Origin of the sequence: Conexibacter sp. W3-3-2, assembly GCF_009707605.1 — a bacterium.
Lineage (GTDB): Bacteria > Actinomycetota > Thermoleophilia > Solirubrobacterales > Solirubrobacteraceae > Paraconexibacter > Paraconexibacter algicola.
Genome location: NZ_WLYW01000001.1, coordinates 4,072,021 through 4,089,381, shown reverse-complemented (window position 1 = coordinate 4,089,381; position 17,361 = coordinate 4,072,021). Strand labels below are relative to the sequence as shown.

The window sequence follows — 17,361 nt, the reverse complement described above, 5'->3', positions numbered from 1 at the left end:
GCCCGCCCCGTCGCGCTCAGCGCCCGGTCAGCGCGTCGAGCTCGTCGAGCGTGCGCTGCAGCTCCTCGAGCGCGGCGCGGGCGCCGGGGCCGAGCTCGTCGGCGCGCGCGGCGAACGCGGCGGCGAGCGCCGCGTAGTACCAGCGCACGTCGTCGCCGCTGCCGGTGGAGAAGCGCGACCACAGCTGCTCGCCGTGGAGGCGGTAGTCCTGGAGGATCGAGCGGGCGTTGTGGAGCTTGTCGGCGAGCGAGACGCGGACGGCGGCGACCGGCTTGTGCGCGATGCCGTCGATGTACGCCTCCTTGCGCTCCCGCCAGGGCGGCTTGGGCTCGACGTCGGTGTCGGAGTTCGCCTGCACGATCGTGGCGACGGCGGCACCGAAGCGCTGCCGGATGTCGGCGAGCGCGGCGGGTCCGCCCCCGTCCTCGACGACGTCGTGCAGCAGCGCGCCGATCGCCTCGTCCTCGTCGGCGCCCATCTCCAGGGCGATCGCCGCGACCGCGAGCAGGTGCGCGACGTACGGGATCCCCGAGCCCTTGCGCAGCTGCCGGCGGTGATGGCCGCTGGCGTAGGTGAGCGCGGCGTCGAACCGCTCGGTCAGCAGGGGCGTGTCGGTGTGCTGCTCGGGCATGGGCTGTCTCCTGGGTCGTGTCCTCTACGGGGTCGTCGCGGTCCGCGCGGATCTGACGCGTCCGGGACCGCCCGGGGCGTCGCGTAGCCTGCCCCAGCGATGCCCGGTCCCGACACCAATCGTGGTGCCAAGCGCGCGCGGGAGCTGCGCGCCGAGCTCGGCCTGGACGCGGCCGCACCGGTCGGCTGCGTGCTCGGGCTGGCGGAGGACGGGCTGGGGATCCCGGTGCACGTGACGCGGATGAGCGGGACGGTCGAGGGGGTGTGCTGGCAGCTGGGCGAGGAGCGGATGCTGTGGGTGCACCTGCACGAGTTCGTGCCGCGGTCGCGGTTCACGCTCGCGCACGAGCTGGGGCATGTCCGGTGCGCGCACCACCAGCTGATGATCGTCGACACGCCGAAGACCATGTGGGGCAAGACGGTGACGCCGACCGAGACGCAGGCCAACGCGTTCGCGGCCGAGCTGCTCGCCCCGCGACCCGGGGTGGTGGACGTGGTGGGCGGTCGGACCGTCGATCTCGAGGTCGTGGTCGAGCTCGCCGCACACTTCGGGGTGAGCGCGCACGTCGCGCTCTACCGCTGCGTGACGCTCGGGCTGCTCGACAGCGACGCGGCGCTGAAGCCGCGCCTGGACGCGGAGGAGCACCTCGCGGTCTGGGAGCGCCTCGGGCCCGCCGAGCACGAGGACGCCCTGTCCGCGATCGCGCCGGCGGACCTGCCGCGCCTCTCTCCCCCGGCTGTCGGACGGTGGGCTCGGGGCGCTGCTGCGCGGCGAGGCGTCGGTCGGGGACGTCGCCCGGCTCGCGGGCTGCGAGCCCGAGGCGCTCGCGCGCGGGCTCGCGCGCCTCGGGGTCTAGCCGCTGTCGGCTACGCGTCGGGCCCGCCGAGGAACAGGCGGTCGATCTCGTCGAGCTCGCGCGCCGGTGCCGGGGCGGCGGCCGCGCGCGACAGGGCGTCGAAGTCGGCGCTGAGGGACGCGTCGACCTCGCCCTCGGCCCGGTAGTTCTGCGCAGCGAGCGCGCGCCCGGTGAACGTCGGGCCGGGCAGCAGGGCGTCGCGGTCCGCGCCGAGGGCGGCGGCGAGCGCGCTGACGAGCCGGCCGGAGACGCGTCGCTCGTCGAGCTCGTCCGCCTCGAGGCGGGTGAGGTACGCGGCGGTGCGGGCCTCCTGCCCCTGCTGGCCGACGAGCGCGGCGATGCGCTCGGCGACCTGCTCGACCGCGAGCCCCGCTCTCTCCCGGAGTGCGCGGACGCGCGCGGACCAGGGCTGCACGCTGGCGGCACCGGCCGCGAGCGCCGCTTGGAGTCGCGGGTCGGCGGTGATCGACGCGAGCGTCGCGTCGTCGTAGTCGGGGGTCGGCGCGACCTCGAGCCAGAGGCCAATCTCCTCGGCGAGCTCGTCCCGGTCGGTGGCGGCGACGCGGTCGAGGAACGCGACGACGTCGGGCCGCCGGCCGCTGTTCCACGCCTCGATGAACTCGCTGAGCACCTGCTCGATGGAGGTCATGACGGGTACTGCTCCTTGAGCTTGCGGAGGGCCTGGACGGCCCGTCTCTTGTTCTGGTCGACGGCGTTGCGCTCCATGCCCAGCCGCTCCATGATCTCGGTCGGCGTGCGTCCCTCGAGCAGCAGCTCGAACACCTCGCGCGGGCGGCCGGGGAGCTGCGGCACCGCCCAGGCGACGAAGTCGCGGTCGGCGGCGAGCGTCTCGCGGCGCTCCTCCTCCTCGGCGTGGGCGCGCAGCCGCTCCGCCTCGAAGTCGGCGTAGGTCGAGTCGGCCCAGCCCGGCGCCTCATGACCGTCGCGCGGGACCGCGTCGAGCGATCCGCCGCGGCGCTTGGAGACCCGCGCGGCCTTGCGCTGGACCTCACGGCAGCTGAACCGGCAGACGGTCGACATCGCCGCGTTGAAGGATCCCACCGTGTCGCCCTCGTGCTGGCGCCACGCCTTGAGGGCCATGCGCATGGCGGCCTCGGAGATCGCGTCGTCGATCTCGGAGCCGAAGACGACACCCTGGGCGTGGCGCTTGACCATCGCGATCAGGCGGTCGAACTGGAGCGCGAGCAGCTCCCCCCACCAGCGCTGCATCGCGGGCTTGTCGCCGCGCGCGCGGGCGCGGACGAACTCCTTCATCAGCTGTTCTGCGCGTCGCTCCACGAGGTCAGGGTCGCTCCGGGTGCCGGAGGTCTGACACTCCCACATCGGCGGTCGCGCTGCCGCGATCTGGCGCGGGCCGTGCCGACGCGCGACGCACGACACCGGGGACGGCGGACCACTGCGGCAGGTCGCCGCCGCAGAGCGGGCAGGCGCACGGGAAGAAGCCGAGCGTGCGGACCCAGCGCCAGAAGGCGGGCGTTCCGTCGGCGAGCCGGCCGCGGCAGGTCGTGCAGTGCGTCTGGACCTTGCCGCCGCAGCCGGCCAGCGCGTGGTCGACGGTGTCGAGGGTGCGGACGTCCCCTGGCAGCCAGACGCGCCGGTAGCCGAGCAGCGCCGCCCAGTCGGCCAGCACGCGGTGCGCATCCGGACGGCCGGTGCCGGTCAGCGGCTCGACGATCACCTCGGTCGCGGGCCCGTCCTCCTCGTCGCGCAGGATCCGCAGGTCAGCGAGCGTGACCCCGGCCCGGTCGCGCGCCTCGAGCAGCGTCGCGGTCGGCCCGCACAGCCGCAGATGCGGCCCCCAGGTGACGGCACGGACGACGCCGTCGCGGCGGATGGTGACGCGGAGATCGGGCTGCATGACTCACGGTCGTCAGGCGAACAGGTGTTCTGACAGTGGTGGCGCGCCAGGACGGCGGTCGCTGTCGCGCCACCCGCGGGTCAGTAGGCGTTCTTCGAGGTCAGCCGACCCTCGTCGAAGCAGAGCTGGAAGGACTGCCCCTCCAGGCTCGGCTTGCCCTTCTCGGGGTAGTAGATGCACGACGACCGCGAGGGCGCGTCGCCGAGCTCGGGGATCTGCGACTCGAACTCCTGCGCGTCCTCCGGCTCGCCGAACCGCTCCTCGATCGTCCGCTGGAGCGTTCCCTGGGAGATGCCGTCGAACTGCGTGCGCGTGATGCCGTCCGTCTCCTCGCTGGACAACCCGGCGCCGACGAGCGCCACGCACCCGCCGATCAACAGCGTGCCGCCGAGCACGACCCCGAGCGTGACCTTCAGCAGCGTGCCGCCCCGACGCCGCCGGGCCGCCGGCGCCGCCGCCCGCGACTGGTCGGTCCAGGTGCCTCCGTCCCAGTAGCGCTCCTTCAGCGGATCGGACGGATCGGGATGCCAGCCGGGCTTGGGCTGCTTGGCCATGAGTCGAATCTCCTGCGGTCGAGGGCCGTCCCGGTCGGACGCCCGTGCGCAGGCGAGTCGTCGCGCGGGCCGTGGATCTGACGGAAAGGCGAGCCGGTCGGCGAAACGCAAGAGACGCAGCTCGCACGAGATAGGCTCGCGCCGACGTGTCCGCGGGGAGCCCTCATCGACAGCAGTACGACTCCCCCGCCGCGGCGACCGTCGAGAGGCGCCCGTGACCTCGCCGCCGTCGGGGCCGCGCGATCACCTGATCACCAATGCGCTCGAGCGTGAGCTCACAGCGCTCGATCCCGCGCTCGTCGATGTCGCGCCGCTCGACCCGGCCGAAGCGCCTGAGCGCCTCGCACGGCATGCGCAGCAAGAACTTCGACGGGCACTGGCCAGTGACGCGCGCAACACGAACGATCAGGCATCGGCGCTCAACGCTGCACTGACCGGTCTCGATCCCGACAGCGTCGAGGTCGCCCTCCCGGCACGCGTCCTTCAAGGGATCCGTGACCGCTCTCCGATGGGGACCCCGGTCGATCTGCCCGCACCCCCCGCGACCCCGTACAGCCAAAGCGACCTGCTCGTCAACGCCGAGGGGCAACCGAACGTCGGTTCCGAACTCCGTGCGGAGCTTGCGACCGCAGACTCTGTCGATCTCATCTGCGCGTTCGTCATCTGGTCCGGGGTCCGGCACGTGCGCGAGGCGCTCGCCGCTGTGCACGAACGCGGCGGTCGCGTGCGCGTCATCACCACCACGTACATGGGCGCCACAGAGAAACGCGCCGTCGACGAACTCGTCGCGCTCGGCGCAGAGGTCAAGGTCGCCTTCGACGCGCGAACAACGAAACTGCACGCCAAGGCGTGGCTTCTCGAACGCCGCTCGGGACTCAGCACCGCGTTCGTCGGATCGTCGAACCTCTCCCACACCGCGCTCTTCGACGGGCTCGAGTGGAACGTCCGGCTCTCATCGATGGACGCCGCCCACGTCATCGACCGGGTGCGCATGACCTTCGAGTCTCACTGGGCCTCCGAGCACTTCGAGCGCTACGCCCCGGAAACACGCGGGGACGAGTTCGTCCAGGCGCTGCGCGAGCACAACCGCCGGTCCCTGGGTGAGACCTCCACGATCTCGTTCGCCAACCTCGACGTCCGCGCCTACCCACATCAGCAGCGGATGCTCGAAACGCTGATGGTCGAGCGCGAGCGCCACGACCGCCATCGCAATCTCGTGGTGGCCGCGACCGGCACGGGCAAGACGGTCGTCGCCGCGCTCGACTACAAGCAGCTGCGCGCGCAGGCAGGGCGCGACTTGTCGTTGCTGTTCGTTGCGCACCGCGAGGAGATCCTCGAGCAGTCGCGCGCGACCTACCGGGCAGTGCTCCGCGACGGGGCATTCGGCGAGATTCACGGTGGCGGAAGCGTGGCCGCCGGTCGCCACGTTTTCGCGATGGTCCAGTCGCTGCAGGCTGATCGCATGGCGCAGATCCCGCGCGACGCGTTCGACGTCGTGGTCGTCGATGAGTTCCACCATGCATCAGCTCCCAGCTACGACCGACTCCTGGCGCATCTTGAGCCGGCGGAACTGCTCGGCTTGACCGCGACCCCTGAGCGCCTCGACGGCCAGGACATCACCGTCTGGTTTGACCATCGCATCGCCGTCGAACTCCGTTTGTGGGAGGCGATCGATGAGGGCTTCCTCGTCCCCTTCCAGTACTTCGGCGTCGCCGACGGCACGGACCTCTCGCAGCTGACCTGGCGCCGCGGTGGGTACGTGCTCGATGAGCTCAGCAACCTGCTCTCCGCCGACGACCGCCGCGTCGCCAAACTGCTCGAGGCGATCCAGCGGATCGTGCTGGACCCCGGCGCCATGCGGGCACTCGGGTTCTGCGTTTCGAAGGACCACGCCCGCTACATGGCGCGCAAGTTCACGGAGGCTGGCCTGCCGAGCGTCGCGCTCACGGGCGACGATCGGCCCACCGAACGCGCGACGCGTCTGCGCGAACTTGCCGCGGGGAAGCTGCGGTGCGTGTTCTCCGTCGATGTGCTCGGCGAGGGGGTCGATGTCCCGGACGTCGACTGCCTCCTGCTGCTCCGGCCGACGCAGTCAGCGACCGTCTTTACACAGCAGCTCGGCCGCGGCCTGCGTCGCGCGGAAGCCAAGAGCCATCTCACGGTGATCGATCTCATCGGACAGCACCGTCGTGAGTTCCGATTCGAGGACCGTCTGCGGGCGATCGTCGAGACGCGCCGCGGCTCGATCGCGCAGCAGGTCGCGGACGACTTCCCGTTCCTGCCGGCCGGCTGCACGATCGATCTTGACCGTCAGAGTCGCGAGATCGTTCTGGACAACCTCAAGGCGGCGGCGCGACGGTCGCGTTGGAGGACGCTCGTCAGCGACCTCCGCGGGGCCCCAGACACGACGACGCTCGCGGACTTCCTGTCAGCACACGATCACCGACTCGAGGACGTGTATCGCGGAGGAAGCTGGACCGGCCTTCGGCGCGAGGCGGGGCTCGGAGCGCCCGCCGCACACGATCCGACGTACGAGACGGTCGCGCTGCGCGCGATGGGTCGCCTGACCCACATCGACGACCCCGAGCGCGTCGCCTTCTACCGCGGCGTCCTTGGATCAGCTTCGCCGCCCGACCTCGCGCAATTCGATGCACGCCACCAGCGCCTGCTCACCATGCTCGCCTGGGGGCTCGGATCCGGCAGCAGCGGCCACGCCACGCTGACCGAGTTCTTCGACGCGCTCTGGCGCGAGCGCGCGCTGATCGTCGAGCTCGATCAGCTGCTCGAGGTCTGTGACCGGCGCTCACGCACCCTCGCTGCACCGTCACTGCTCGCGCCCGAGATCCCGCTGACGGTGCACGCGCGGTACTCGCGGCAGGAGATCATCGCCGCGCTCGGCGACGGCAGCGGCATCAAGCCGAAGGTGACGCAGGGCGGGATTCTCTTCGCGCGGGAGTCGGGTTGCGACGTCTTCTTCATCGACCTTCACAAGGCCGAGCGCGACTACTCCCCAACGACGATGTACCGCGACTACGCCATCAACCGCGAGCTGTTCCACTGGGAATCCCAGTCCCGCCAGACACCTGAGCAGCCGAGCGTCAAGCGGTACATCAACCACCGGGCCCTCGGCACGCACGTGCTGCTCTTCGTCCGGGAGCGCAAGCAATCCGAACTCGGGACGCAGCCCTTCACGTTCCTCGGCCCCGCGGACTACGTCGAGCACCGTGGCGAGCGCCCCGTCGCATTCACCTGGCGCCTACCGGTACCAATGCCCGAGACGCTGTTCCAGACGGCCCGTAGCGTCGCGGCGGTGTAGGACTCGTTGCGGCCGGCGTTGCTGCCGGTCGGGGAAACAGCATTTGAACCGCGACCGCCTGACCCCAGCGCCACTGGGATGGTTCCGCTGAGTGAGAAACCCAGCGTTGATGGGCTCTGAGAGTACCTGAGTTCGTCTGAGCTCGGGGTCCAACGCTCACTTAGGACCCGAATTGGACCCCGCCGCAGACGGCCTCGGAGGGCTCGCCGGCCTGGTGCCGCGTGGCACCCCCGCGACCGGGGCCGGCCCGCCGGCGCGGCTACGTCGCCGGCTTCCTACCGAACGCGCGAGCTCGGTTCAGACGGCGCGCTTAGCGGAGGACTCGTAGTGGCGTCCGGAGACCGGCCCGCGCGTGCGGTCCTCGTCGAGGAGCTTGAGGATGTCCCACTGGGCCTCGAACTCCTCCTCGAAGACCAGCTCGTCGCCGTCCCAGGTGACGTTGATGTCGTAGTCGGTCGCATAGAGGTTGTCCCGTAGCTCGTAGAACTTTGTAGGCGGCGGTTCTCCCGCCTCGTCCGCTCCCGTTGGGAGCGTGACGGGTGCTTGAAGTCCATCCGAGACAGGAGAACCGCCGTGAGGAACGTAGAGCAGGACCCCGACGGCCGCGAGCTCGCGCTGCCGCCCGCTGTGCAGGAGGCGCTCGGAGAGCTCGTCAATGCCGCCAAGGACGGGCTGCTGGCGTTGAGCGTCGGCGTCGGGCTCGGCGTGCTGGACACGCTGATGGAAGAAGAGGTCACCGAGGTCGTCGGCCCGAAAGGCCGACGCGACCCGGACCGCGTCGCGGTGCGCCACGGCCACGAACCGGGCGAGGTCACCTTGGGCGGCCGGCGTGTCGGCGTGCAACGCCCGCGGGTGCGGGCCGCTGACGGCAGCGGCGAGATCCGCCTTCAGACCTACGCGCACTTCGCCGACCGTGACCCACTCACCCGGGTCGTGCTCGAGCAGATGCTCGCCGGCGTCTCCACGCGACGGTTCGCGCGCACCCGGGAGCCGGTCGGCGAGCACGTGACCGCGGCCGAGCGGTCGACCTCCAAGAGCGCGGTCAGCCGCGAGTTCGTCGGGCGCACGACCGAGCACCTGCGCGCGCTCATGTCGCGCGACCTGGGCGACGTGCGGTTGGCGGCGCTGATGCTCGACGGGATCGAGCTCAAAGGCCGCTGCTGCGTCGTCGCCCTCGGGGTCACGACCGATGGGGTGAAGGTCCCGCTCGGCCTCTGGGACGGCAGCACCGAGAACCAGACGGTCGCCCGGCACCTCCTCGCCGACCTCGTCGACCGTGGCCTGGACCTCGACCAGGGCGTCCTGGTCGTCCTGGACGGCGGAAAGGCGCTGCGCGCGGCGGTCGACCAGGTCCTCGGCCCGGTCCCCGTCCAGCGATGCATCCGCCACAAGGAGAGGAACGTCCTGGACCACCTCCCCGAGGCCGATCGCGACCTCGTCAAGCGCAGGTTGCGCACCGCCTGGAAGCAGTCCAACTACGAGCTCGCGCTCGACGGCCTCAACCGGCTCGCCGACGAACTCGCCCACTCCCATCCCGGAGCCGCGGCGTCGCTGCGCGAAGGCCTCCCCGAGACGCTCACACTGCAGCGCCTCGGCTGCCCCGAGCAACTCCGCCGCACCCTCGCCTCGACGAACCCGATCGAGTCGATGATCGAGTTCGTCCGCCGCACCTCCAGGAACGTGAAGCGCTGGCAGTCCGGCGACATGTGCCTCAGATGGACCGCCGCCGGCATGCTCGAAGCCGAACAGCAGTTCCGGAAAATCATCGGCGTCGACCACCTCGCCACACTCACGATCGCCGTCGAGCGCGACCTCGCCGCCCGACGCTCCGCAACCGCCTCGCCGACCATGTCCACCACGACCCCCGAGCCGGCCGCTACGCTCGCACCCGCTCACTGATCACCGAACCGCCGCCGAGAAGTTCCACGGCGACCGGGACATCCTCGTCGCATACGTCTTGAGCTGCGCGACGGGCTCCTTCCAGATGCCGTCGTTGGCGACCTTCTCCAACTTGCTGGCCATCGGCACGCTGCTCTGGCAGCGTTCGATGAACTTGTCGGCGTTCTGGATGGCCAGGACCTTCGTGATGGCCTTGACGTGCTCGGCCACCCGGGCTCTGATCGCCTTGTTGTCGCGGAACTCGGCGTGGAAGCCGGCGGAGTCCAGAACGGACAGGGTGCCGTCCCACAGCACCCAGTCGAAGGAGTTGGCAAACGTGGCGACGCTCTTGTCGAGCTTATTGAAGGTGTCGCCATCCCAGACGGCGGCGAAGATGCTGCGCTGCCGTCCGAGGACCTTGAGGTAGGCCATCCGCCTGCCGAACAGCGCGATGCCCTTACTGGTCTGCACGGCGACGGCGTATAGCCGCGGCTTGGTCAGCAGGTTCTTCGTCAGCCGCGGCTGATTGAGCAGGTCGCGGAGATCGTCGAACAGTTTGGGGGCGGGGATCTCGCCGCCGGTCAGCTCGAAGTGCTCGTGGTGCTTGAGCGGCCACTCGGGGTCGTAGGTGACCTCACTGCTGCGGGTCAGCTCCCCGGCGGTGTCGCGGGCGAGTGTCAGGAACTGGGAGGCGACGTCTTGCGCAATGTCGACGCGCTGCACGTCGTAGTGCGGCGGGCTGCTGCGCCAGGCCATGGCAAGGTTCGTCACGACGTCGTCCTCGTTGAGGGCGACGACCAACTCCGCACGACGACGCTCACCAGGCGTCTTGGTCTTCCGCCTGGGAGCGCCCTGTGCCCTGACGTCCTTCTCGTTCCGTCGCGGCTGCGGCATCTGAGGTTAGGTCGGAGTCAAGAAGGAGCAGGTCATCGGTCAGGCTGTGCGCCTGGATCGTCTGACCCTGGCGCAGCCGTCTGGTGTCAGCGAGAAGATAACGGGGCCACCGGACCGTCTCGCGGCCGCGGTCGGCGCCCTCAGTCAGTGGCACCACTCGCCACAGGTGCCAGCCCATGACCAAGAGGACCGGGTTCACGTAGATCAGCCGCGAGCGGACGTACACGACGCCGAGGAAGACCACGAATGCGGCAAGGCTCAGCACGTCGAGGGCGTCGCCGCCGAAAACGGTGAGGAACGGCAGCAAGTACGTGGCAGCGTAGGCGGCGACGTCAGCGTCGCGCTGCTCGACCTCGAGCAGCTCATAGCGCCCGGCGGTCTTGCCCTTCGCCTGGTTGAGCAGCAGCACAGTTCCGCTCGCTCCCGCGATGACCAGCAGTCCTGCGACCACCATGACCGGCGTCGAGCCGTCGTCGCCGGCCGACCGGAACCCGACGAGAACAAACAGCGGCGTGTAGCTGCTGAAGAACATCGCCCACATGACCCACCGCCGCGGCACCTTGCGATCGTAGTTGCGCTACCCGACGGTGACGACGCCCAGGAACTAGGCAGCGGCGCGGCGGCGGATCAGGGGCACTTCACGGAGTCGTCCCGCGCGACACTTCCGGGCCTGGGCGAGCCCGCTCAGGCCCGGTGGTCGACGGTGACGGTCTGGTCCCACAGGCCGATGCGCTCGATCCGCGGGCGCTCGGCTTCGCTATCTGCGTAGTGCAGGCTGCTGCTCTCGAAGACCTTGAACTGGAACACAGCGTGGTTGAGGTTCTGGGCGTTGAACAGGCCTAGTTCGTTGAGCAGCTTGAAGTCCTCGACAGTCAAGCCAGTCACGCGCTCGAACAGCGCGGAGTCGGCAGACAGGATGATGTCCTTGAGCGCCTCTTCGCGGACGTCGGTCACGTACATGAACACCGGGATCTTGGCGAGAAACTTCTGCAGCTTCTCGCGGATCTCTTTGCGCTTCTTGACGGTCTCGCTCTGCTCCTTTTTCTGAGCGCCGGTGAGCTTGCCGCCCTGCTCGCGCTTGGCCTTCTTGAGCAGTTTGGTGGAGGTAACGATCTGCTCGCCGCCCTGGACGAGCGCCCGGAAGTCTTCGATCTGCTCCAGGGTCTCCAGCAGCTCGGGCTGGGCGAGCACTGCGGAGATCGAGTGCTCGTTGACGTTGACCAGCAGCGGCGAATTCCACCGGCGTGCCAGCGCGCTGGCGCCGATCCCCGCAGTCGCCCAGTTGAGGACGTCGTTGGCGTCGAGCGGGAGCATCGCTCCGCCCTCGAAGCCGTAGATCGGCAGGTAGTTGATGAGCTTGCCGATGGCCTCCGACGGTGAGGACTCCCCGAGGGTGGACAGGCGGATGCCGTACTCGGCCAGCAGCGACAGCGCCCGGTTCGGGTCGAACTCGAAGACGAAGCACTTCTCCTTGAGCACCGTCCGGGTGCCGTCGGCCTGACGGGTGCTCCACGGCGACTGCACCCGAAAGGCCGCCTGGAAGTAGGACTCGGGGGACTTCAGCGACCGCAGCATCAGGATCGCGCCCCACTGCGGGACGGTGACGCCGGTCATCAGCTTGCCGCAGGACAGCGTGATGGAGCCGGGGGCATTGTCGCGGTCGGCGTCGGCGATCATCTTGTCGACCGGCGGCTTGGCCTCGGCGCCCATCCCCACCTGGTTGCCGGCGGCGACCGTGATCCGGTAATCGCGGAAGGCTGGATGGCCGGTGAGCAGGTCGCGCATCGCCAAGCAGGAGCCGACGTCGGGCATGTACCAGACGCTGTGGCGCACAGCGTCCTCGAAGACGGGGGCCTCATAAGGAAAAGGGGCCTTCTGCCCGGCGATCACCTGCATCTTGATGTGGTCGGAGAGCTTGCCGCGAAGCATGTTGAGAAACTCAGACACGCCGGTCTCGTCCTCGAAGACGAACGCCCCGGACGCGGTGGACTTGCTGGTCTCGTCGGTACGCTTGGCCTTGAAGAATTCGTTGAGCGAGAAGCCGTCGAACTCGCCGCCGGCCGCCCACTCCGCGGCCCGCTCGCTCATTCCGTAGCAGAACATCTCCATCCTCGGGAGGTCCAGGTACGGGTTGGGGCCGTCCTCCACGTCCCAGGTTTCCTTGGCCTCCTGCTCGTCGGGGTAGGTCCAGTTGAATATCGCGTCCTCGGTGAACTCCCCGTTGGTGATCGCTCTGAACGGCGTCCCCGACAGGTAGAGGATGTGACCGGTCTTCAGCCCGAGGTCCTCGGTAGTGACCGCCTCGTCAGGCTCCTCCTGCTCGGCCAGCACGTTGTCGATGGGGTCGTACAGATCACGGGCGGTGTCCCGCCACGCGCCGAAGTGGTACTCGTCGATGGCGATGCAGTCCCACTCGGCCCAGTGGACTGGCATGTGACGGTCCTTGACCTCGCCGTCGGCGGTCCTGCCCGCGAGGTCCTGGAATGAGACGAACCAGACGACGGGGTCCGGGCTATCGGCGAGTTTGGCGGCGACCTCCGGGTCGGTGTCGCGGTCAACGAAGTGCCAGCCCTCGAAGTCGACGTGGCCGAGCAGGTCGTCCTTCCAGGCGCTCTGGACCGCCGGCTTGTAGGTGAGCACCAGCAGGCGGTTCCATCCCAGCTCACGGGCGAGCTGGTAGGTGGCGAACGTCTTGCCGAAGCGCATCTTCGCGTTCCACAGGAACCGCGAGACGCTGTCGGGGTACGCGGCGCGCTGCGCGGCGAAGTACCCGGCGGTGCGCGCAACGGCGTCTTCCTGCTCGGGGCGCATCGGGAAGTCCTGGGTGCGTGCCGAGTCGAAGCGCTTGCCGTTGCGGACGGCGACGATCGCGGCCCTGACCTCGTCCAGGGTCGCTTCGAACCACTCGCCGTCGCGACGGTAGTCGGCGGCCTGGAGCTGGCGGTGCACGTCGTGGTCGCGGAAGGCTGTCCCGTCGGTCCGCTCGGCGGGTTCGTCGAGCAGGATGCTGACGCCCTTGAGTCCAGGAAACGCGGTTCCGAGCTGCTGCTTGATGCGCTCCTCAGCGGTGGGCTTCGTCGTCTCCCCGACCTTGATGAGGCCGCGGCCCAGGACGGTCGTGGAGCCGCTAGTCCGCTGCCACGACACTGAGGTCTCGTCACGGCCCACCACCGTGTAGGCATAGATGCGCCGGGCGACAGCCGGCGAACCGACGGTCTCCGCGACCGGTATCTCGACTCCCTCGACGACGGCGGACATCTCAGTCGGCTGCTGCCTCGCTGGCCGCCATAGGCTTGATCTGCGAATCAACGAATGCCCGCTCGTCGTCGGTCAGCTCGTACCGGTCGTACAGCGCCTCGTCGGTCCACATCCTGTCCATCGGGAGGTCCGGGACGAACTGGAACCGGTCGCCGGTGACGTCCTGCGAGGCCTTGCGCTGGTGGACGAGGAAGCGGACGAACTTCGTCCTAAGGTAGGCGGCGAAGTTCTCCGCGGCCTCCCGCGTTTCCCAGCTTCCTGCGACGAGGTAAGTCATCGTGCAGGCCGAGGGCGGATCGGCCACGACGGGCGTGCCGAGAACCGTCGCCGGGATGCGACCGTGGCCATCGGCCGCCTTCGGAGTGAAGACCTTGTACGAGTCCACCATCTCCTGCCCCTTCGGCAGTTCGGAGCGCCGAACCCAGGCCTCCCCTCCCCCGGATGTACAGCTTGACCGCGTCGGCATCCGGTTTTTTCTTCGATCCGGTGAAGTTGGACCGCAGCTCGAACGGTGCCTGCGAACTGATCCGGTGCGCCACCGACGGGTCGCCCTTGGCCCGGATTTTCTTGAGCACCGGGATCGCCTCGTTCTGGCGGAGCAGCACGCCCTCGCCGTCGCGGAGATCGCGCACGAGGGTCGAGGTGATCTCGCCATCGATGCGCGTGCTGAACTCGCAGTCGCCGTCGTGGTCACGCGACCAGAGGAAGTAGCTAACGCCGCCCTTGATCTCGACACCGGGAAAGCAGTCGAAGAGCTTCGGGTTGTCCACCATCTTGGCGATGTGGCGGTCGGCCACCATCGTCGCGCGGAAATGGTCGAGCCCGAGCCCGCCTGCGAACCAGCGAGACGGCGTGATCATCACGAGGTGGCGCGGGTTCAGCCGGATCGCTTGCTCGACGAACTTCTGGTAAATCGGCATGGTCCGCGTGTTACCTTCGCTGTCGATCTGGTACGGCGGATTACCCACAATCACGTCAAAGCTCATGCCGTCCATCTCCTTGGTCGGGAATGCGTCGTGGATGAACGCGTACGCGTAGTTCTCGCGGCCTCCGCCGCGCTCCAGGTCTTCGGGCGCCCCGCAAACATCGCATCTGCCTTTGACGAACCGGTGCTCCGCGGGGACAAAGGGGAGGTTGCCTTGGTCGCTGTCGAACTTGACGACTGAGTGCGTGCCGGAGGCGTCGCGGGAGTAGTAGAGCGACCGCCGCGCGATATGGCCGGTCATCTCGGTGATTGAGCAGCCGAACAGCATGTTGCGGTAGATGTGCTCCCGCCGCTTGACGTGGTCGGGCTCCCACTCGGCCAGGCTGTCGAGCAGGCGGCTCGCAATCTCCCGCAGGAAGACTCCGGACTTGCAGAACGGGTCCAGCCAGCGCAGCTCGGGGTTCGACCAGATCCCTTCGGGCAGTACGTCGAGCATCGCTCGCGCGAGGTTGGGCGGAGTCGGGACCTCGTCGTTAGAGAGCTGGGCGAGGCAGTCAAGGATGTCAGGAACGTGCCGCTTCCCGCCAGCGCGCATCACGCCTCAACTCCGTTGAGCAACGCGGGGACCGGCTCCGGGTGGCTCGCCAGCTCCTTGAAGTGCACCGGCCGCGCGTCGCACTTCGGCGTCATTGCGGCAAAAAGGTCCATCTCCCGAGAGGCCGCGTCGAGCGTGGTCCATGTCCGGATGAAAGTGCAGCCGTGGCTAGCACGGTACTCGACAAGGTTGATCCGGTCGGCGTCTGCCACCGTGTCTCCGAGGATGATGTTCGTGCCGAGAATCGCTTCGACGGCGCTTGCGAACGCATCGGACACGACCTTTGTATTGAGGTCGTTGTCGAGGTGGGAGTTAACGACTGCGCGCATCCGATCGCGAGACTCATCAACGTTGTCCTGGCTGATGTCGATGCCATAGATCGACGCCACGCAACGCAGGATTCGGTGCTCATACCGGTCGCCGCGACCGTACCTCGCGACTGACACAAAGGCGAGCTTGCGTCGCAAGATCTCTTCCAGGAAGTTCCCGGAACCGCACGCCGGTTCGAGGAACGTCCGGTCTGTGTTTGCGGGGTCGCCTTCGCTCGGGAACATCGGCGCTACTAGGTCGAGCATCGCGTCGACCTCGCGCTTGTGCGTGTACACCTCGGCCAGGTCGCGAACGCGCTCACGCGACTTAATCTGGGCGTTTGTGGGCCCCCACTTCGCCGAGGACGCCTGGTTGAGCCCTGACTTCTCGGCCCGACCATCGACCGCCAGCGGATCGATCGAGTCGCCGTCTCCAAAAGCCATGACCTGATCGTAAGCTCGGATCACGACGGATCGGACAGAAAAGCATTCGGCGCTCCGCTCGCCGGCGCCCGTCCCGGCTTGTAGCCCGCTGGCACCGGTGCGCGGAGCAGTAGCCGCAGCCTGTCCCGCGCGCGCATCCCAACGCGCTCCCAGGCCTCGAGCGACCGCAGCCCTCTTTCGATCAGCTGCCAACGTCCGCAACGCACCGCACCGCACCGCGTCATGCGCCGAGAGCCTGGACCTCACGGCGTCCGTCCGTTACGCCCCGCAAGCACGCCCTCGTGCATGCCCCTTAGCCTCGATCCACCGCGTAAACGGTGAGCGCGCTCGGTCCGAGGGGGTCGAGCGCGTGAGCGGTGGCTCGGGAAGCCGATGGTCCGCCAACTGAGCTAGCGGTCGCCTTCGGAAGCTGTTGAGGCGGCGGTTGAGCAGGGTGTGCGTGCAGGGGCCGTCGCGGAGGTCCTGCGGTGCGATCGTCGTCGAACGAGTGGCCGGCGGTCAGGCCGGCTGCAGGGCGCGGATGCGTTCGAGGGCTTGGGTGAAGGCGTTGCGCCAGGGCCAGCGGGCTGGCAGGTGCAGGGTCCAGCGCCGGGCGGTGCGGGTCAGTCGGCCGGGCAACGTCAGCCAGCGGCGGCGCAGGGTGCGGGCGGTGCGGATGGTCTGGTTGGGGGCGCCAAGCAGCTGGGTCCAGCGCAGCAGGTTGTGCGCGATCGCGGCGAGGACCGTCCAGGCGCTGTTGGCGCAAAAGCGGCCGGAGGGGAAGTGCGCGAGGGCCTGGTCTTTGAGGTCGCGGATGGCCAGCTCGATCTGTGCGTGCTGGCGGTGCTCGGCCTCGACGAGCGCGAGGTCGTCGGTGCGGTTGGTGATGAACGCGTAGTGCTCCCAGGTCGGCAGCAGCTGGCCTTGGCGGTCGAGGGTGCGAACGCGGCGAATCACGAGCCGGCGGCTTGTGGCCCATTCGGTTTCGGCGATCTGGGCGATCGAGGTCTTCGGGTAGTCCTCGAGCGTGGTCCATGCGGTCTCGTCGATCGCTTCGATCGCTGCTCGGATCTTGGGGTTCTGGCGAACGCCGATCGAGAAGTCCCAGCCCGCGGCCTCGAGCTTGTCGAAGGTCTTGTTGTTCCAGAAGCCGCTGTCGGCGCGCAGCAACCTGGGGCCGGTCGCGTTCGTGCGGGCGATGCGGGCGATGAGCTCGTCGAGGAACCGGCCGGCGCCCCTGGAGGTGTTCGCCGAACCCTTCCTGAGGCGGATGTGCAGGACCTCGCCGGTGTCGGCGCGCGTGGCGAGGATCGGATGCATCCCGCGCACGCGGGTGTAGCCGAACGCCGCGCCCTGCTTCTTGGATCCGTAGACCTCACCAACGAACGAGTCGAGGTCGATCACCAGCCGCCCGTCGCCCGGCCCCGCGCCAGCGGCCCAGGCGCGCGCGACGAGCTCACCGAGGACACGGTCGAGCTGGCGGACGTGCCCGAACGTGAACGCCCGCAAGAACGTGCCGAGCGTCGACGGGGCAAGCACGCGGTGGCCGACCAGTTCGGCGGTGCGCCCCGAGCGCAACAGGTCGCAGTCGTCGATGCAGTCGGCGCCGAGCGCCATCGCCGAGACCAACGTCATCGCCTTCGCGCCCTCCAGGCCGGCGCCGGGACGATCACCGAGATCGACGGTCTCGTCGATGAGCTGCTCGGCCCCAAGGCGTTGGGCAAGCGTCGCGACCAGCGCGATCCCGGCGCTGGCGACCGCCCGCTCATCGTCAAAACAGACGTCGATCGCGTCCAGTCCGGACGGCCCGCCATGCTGCACCACGAAGGTGACCTCCTGCTGCA

Annotated in this window: 14 protein-coding genes; 3 read left to right on the top strand and 11 right to left on the bottom strand. The window is 69.0% G+C overall.

What is annotated here, in order from left to right; genetic code table 11:
• Positions 1–16: 16 nt before the first annotated feature.
• The gene (locus GKE82_RS19570; RefSeq protein WP_154735267.1) at positions 17–604 is read right to left on the bottom strand and encodes an HD domain-containing protein; all 588 of its coding nucleotides are present in this window, start codon (positions 602–604) and stop codon (positions 17–19) included.
• A gap of 126 nt (positions 605–730) precedes the next feature.
• Between GKE82_RS19570 and GKE82_RS31625 the strand changes: the two genes are divergently transcribed.
• A complete protein-coding gene (locus GKE82_RS31625; protein WP_154734475.1) occupies positions 731–1,633 on the top strand; it encodes an ImmA/IrrE family metallo-endopeptidase in 903 nt (300 codons plus the stop codon).
• Positions 1,634–2,132: 499 nt separating this feature from the next.
• On the opposite strand, the gene GKE82_RS27325 is transcribed toward GKE82_RS31625, so the two are convergent.
• The 3 genes from GKE82_RS27325 to GKE82_RS19550 all read right to left on the bottom strand — a co-directional run bounded on the left by GKE82_RS27325 (position 2,133) and on the right by GKE82_RS19550 (position 3,920).
• Positions 2,133–2,786 carry an RNA polymerase sigma factor gene (locus tag GKE82_RS27325; protein ID WP_196189342.1) on the bottom strand — a complete coding sequence of 218 codons (654 nt, stop codon included), beginning with the start codon at positions 2,784–2,786 and terminating at the stop codon, positions 2,133–2,135.
• A 4-nt stretch (positions 2,787–2,790) separates the two neighbouring features.
• Positions 2,791–3,366 carry a hypothetical protein gene (locus GKE82_RS27320; RefSeq protein ID WP_107568709.1) on the bottom strand — a complete coding sequence of 192 codons (576 nt, stop codon included), beginning with the start codon at positions 3,364–3,366 and terminating at the stop codon, positions 2,791–2,793.
• A gap of 80 nt (positions 3,367–3,446) precedes the next feature.
• Entirely contained in the window at positions 3,447–3,920 is a 474-nt protein-coding gene (locus GKE82_RS19550; RefSeq protein WP_154734473.1) for a DUF2510 domain-containing protein, read from the bottom strand.
• Between the two features lie 214 nt (positions 3,921–4,134).
• Between GKE82_RS19550 and GKE82_RS19545 the strand changes: the two genes are divergently transcribed.
• Complete coding sequence (locus tag GKE82_RS19545) at positions 4,135–7,236, top strand: DUF3427 domain-containing protein (protein ID WP_309233716.1); 3,102 nt, start codon at positions 4,135–4,137, stop codon at positions 7,234–7,236.
• A gap of 573 nt (positions 7,237–7,809) precedes the next feature.
• Positions 7,810–9,135 carry an IS256 family transposase gene (locus GKE82_RS19540; RefSeq protein ID WP_196189050.1) on the top strand — a complete coding sequence of 442 codons (1,326 nt, stop codon included), beginning with the start codon at positions 7,810–7,812 and terminating at the stop codon, positions 9,133–9,135.
• Here GKE82_RS19540 and GKE82_RS19535 read toward each other — a convergent pair whose 3' ends face one another.
• The 7 genes from GKE82_RS19535 to GKE82_RS19505 all read right to left on the bottom strand — a co-directional run bounded on the left by GKE82_RS19535 (position 9,136) and on the right by GKE82_RS19505 (position 17,341).
• Positions 9,136–9,915, bottom strand: a complete 780-nt coding sequence (locus GKE82_RS19535) for a Kiwa anti-phage protein KwaB-like domain-containing protein (RefSeq protein WP_196189341.1) — start codon at positions 9,913–9,915, stop codon at positions 9,136–9,138. It abuts the gene before it with no gap.
• Between the two features lie 16 nt (positions 9,916–9,931).
• Entirely contained in the window at positions 9,932–10,540 is a 609-nt protein-coding gene (locus tag GKE82_RS19530; protein WP_154734470.1) for a hypothetical protein, read from the bottom strand.
• Between the two features lie 152 nt (positions 10,541–10,692).
• Complete coding sequence (locus GKE82_RS19525; RefSeq protein ID WP_154734469.1) at positions 10,693–13,266, bottom strand: GIY-YIG nuclease family protein; 2,574 nt, start codon at positions 13,264–13,266, stop codon at positions 10,693–10,695.
• Position 13,267: 1 nt separating this feature from the next.
• Positions 13,268–13,543, bottom strand: coding sequence for a hypothetical protein (locus GKE82_RS19520; protein WP_154734468.1), 276 nt, complete (start codon positions 13,541–13,543; stop codon positions 13,268–13,270).
• A complete protein-coding gene (locus GKE82_RS19515; RefSeq protein WP_196189340.1) occupies positions 13,476–14,687 on the bottom strand; it encodes an Eco57I restriction-modification methylase domain-containing protein in 1,212 nt (403 codons plus the stop codon). The genes GKE82_RS19520 and GKE82_RS19515 overlap by 68 nt, the downstream gene beginning before the upstream one ends.
• A 98-nt stretch (positions 14,688–14,785) precedes the next feature.
• Positions 14,786–15,538, bottom strand: a complete 753-nt coding sequence (locus GKE82_RS19510; RefSeq protein ID WP_230316232.1) for a hypothetical protein — start codon at positions 15,536–15,538, stop codon at positions 14,786–14,788.
• A 498-nt stretch (positions 15,539–16,036) separates the two neighbouring features.
• Entirely contained in the window at positions 16,037–17,341 is a 1,305-nt protein-coding gene (locus GKE82_RS19505) for an IS1380 family transposase (protein ID WP_196189339.1), read from the bottom strand.
• Positions 17,342–17,361 lie beyond the last annotated feature (20 nt).

What these genes read in the sequence shown, in the direction of transcription:
- GKE82_RS19520 (WP_154734468.1), bottom strand. Translation starts at nt 13,543, where the DNA reads ATGACTTACCTCGTCGCAGGAAGCTGGGAAACGCGGGAGGCCGCGGAG.
- GKE82_RS19525 (WP_154734469.1), bottom strand. Translation starts at nt 13,266, where the DNA reads ATGTCCGCCGTCGTCGAGGGAGTCGAGATACCGGTCGCGGAGACCGTC.
- GKE82_RS19515 (WP_196189340.1), bottom strand. Translation starts at nt 14,687, where the DNA reads ATGCTCGACGTACTGCCCGAAGGGATCTGGTCGAACCCCGAGCTGCGC.
- GKE82_RS19550 (WP_154734473.1), bottom strand. Translation starts at nt 3,920, where the DNA reads ATGGCCAAGCAGCCCAAGCCCGGCTGGCATCCCGATCCGTCCGATCCG.
- GKE82_RS19510 (WP_230316232.1), bottom strand. Translation starts at nt 15,538, where the DNA reads ATGGCTTTTGGAGACGGCGACTCGATCGATCCGCTGGCGGTCGATGGT.
- GKE82_RS31625 (WP_154734475.1), top strand. Translation starts at nt 731, where the DNA reads ATGCCCGGTCCCGACACCAATCGTGGTGCCAAGCGCGCGCGGGAGCTG.
- GKE82_RS19530 (WP_154734470.1), bottom strand. Translation starts at nt 10,540, where the DNA reads ATGTTCTTCAGCAGCTACACGCCGCTGTTTGTTCTCGTCGGGTTCCGG.
- GKE82_RS27320 (WP_107568709.1), bottom strand. Translation starts at nt 3,366, where the DNA reads ATGCAGCCCGATCTCCGCGTCACCATCCGCCGCGACGGCGTCGTCCGT.